This is a genomic window from Rhodococcus sp. 14C212 (assembly GCF_011058195.1).
In the GTDB taxonomy this organism is placed as follows: domain Bacteria; phylum Actinomycetota; class Actinomycetes; order Mycobacteriales; family Mycobacteriaceae; genus Rhodococcus; species Rhodococcus aetherivorans.
Genome location: NZ_JAALEH010000213.1, coordinates 1 through 1,182, shown reverse-complemented (window position 1 = coordinate 1,182; position 1,182 = coordinate 1). Strand labels below are relative to the sequence as shown.

Annotated in this window: 2 protein-coding genes; both read left to right on the top strand. The window is 64.0% G+C overall.

Annotated features, from left to right (window positions below):
* Positions 1-68: 68 nt before the first annotated feature.
* The gene (locus tag G6038_RS30740) at positions 69-596 is read left to right on the top strand and encodes a winged helix-turn-helix domain-containing protein (RefSeq protein ID WP_206025896.1); all 528 of its coding nucleotides are present in this window, start codon (positions 69-71) and stop codon (positions 594-596) included.
* Complete coding sequence (locus tag G6038_RS30735; RefSeq protein WP_165042693.1) at positions 575-1,150, top strand: IS630 family transposase; 576 nt, start codon at positions 575-577, stop codon at positions 1,148-1,150. The genes G6038_RS30740 and G6038_RS30735 overlap by 22 nt, the downstream gene beginning before the upstream one ends.
* The last annotated feature ends 32 nt before the right edge of the window (positions 1,151-1,182 follow it).

The following is a 1,182-nucleotide window of genomic DNA, read 5'->3' as shown; positions in this document are numbered from 1 at the left end:
TAAAGATCTTTCGGTAATAGGGCGTGTCGTTGCACGTGATTCGCGCCGTGCTGCTTGATCATTGACGAATGGCAGGGAAGAAGACCGGTTCCGGGGAGGAGTCCGATGCCCGGAAAGTCAAGCAACGCGGCGCTCGTCGTGATCTCGGAGCGTTGCGTGAGCGGCGGATGCAGGCGGCGGAGATGTTCGCTGCGGGACGGCGGCAGATCGATGTCGCGGTCGAGCTGGAGGTTTCCCAGCAGACCGCGTCCCGATGGTTTCGGCAGTGGACCGAAGGCGGTAGCGAAGCGCTCGAAGGTGCAGGTCGGGCGGGTCGCCGGCCGCGTCTCGACGACGCCCAGATCGAGGTGATCCGAGAGGAATTACTCCAAGGACCTCGAGCTCACGGCTTCGCGACCGGGGTGTGGACCCTGGGGCGGGTTGCGATCGTGATCGAGCGGCTCACCGGCGTGCACTACGGTCCCACCCAGACCTGGACGATCCTGCGAACCCGGCTCGGCTGGAGCCGGCAACGTCCCGCACGGCGGGCGGTCGAACGCGACGAGGACGCCATCGTCGCCTGGCGCGAGAACGAGTGGCCCCGGATAAAAAAATAGCGCGGCGCCGAGGTGCATGGATCTGCTTCCAGGACGAAAGCGGCGTGTCGCTGCTCCCGGTGGTCCGCGCGACCTGGGCGCCGAAAGGTGTCACACCCATACTCCGTCACCGTTTCTCGTGGAAACGCATGTCCATGGCCGGAGTCCTGGCCTATCGCCCCGACCGCAACCGCAGCGCGTTCGTGTTCTCCATGACCGACGGTGCCTACAACACCGACAAACTCATCGAGTTCCTCATCGAACTGCGCACCCACTTCACCGGCGAGAAGATCATCCTGCTCTGGGACGGGCTCATGGCCCACCGGTCCAAGGCGATGACCGCGTGGTTGGCCACCCAACGCCACTGGCTCCACGTCGAACGCCTCCCGGCGTATGCGCCCGAACTCAACCCGATCGAACAGGTCTGGGGCAACATGAAATCCATCGAACTGGCCAACCTGTGCCCCGACACCCTCGACGAGGTCCGTGTGGCGACCGAGGCCGGACTGACCCGGATCGGGTCGAGCTACGACCTGTGCCACGCCTTCCTCGACCACACCGGGCTCTCCTTGTGATCATTACTCACTCAATTTTCGAAACATCTGTA

Coding starts and splice junctions, on each gene's coding strand:
- G6038_RS30740 (WP_206025896.1), top strand. CDS start 69: ATGGCAGGGAAGAAGACCGGTTCCGGGGAGGAGTCCGATGCCCGGAAA.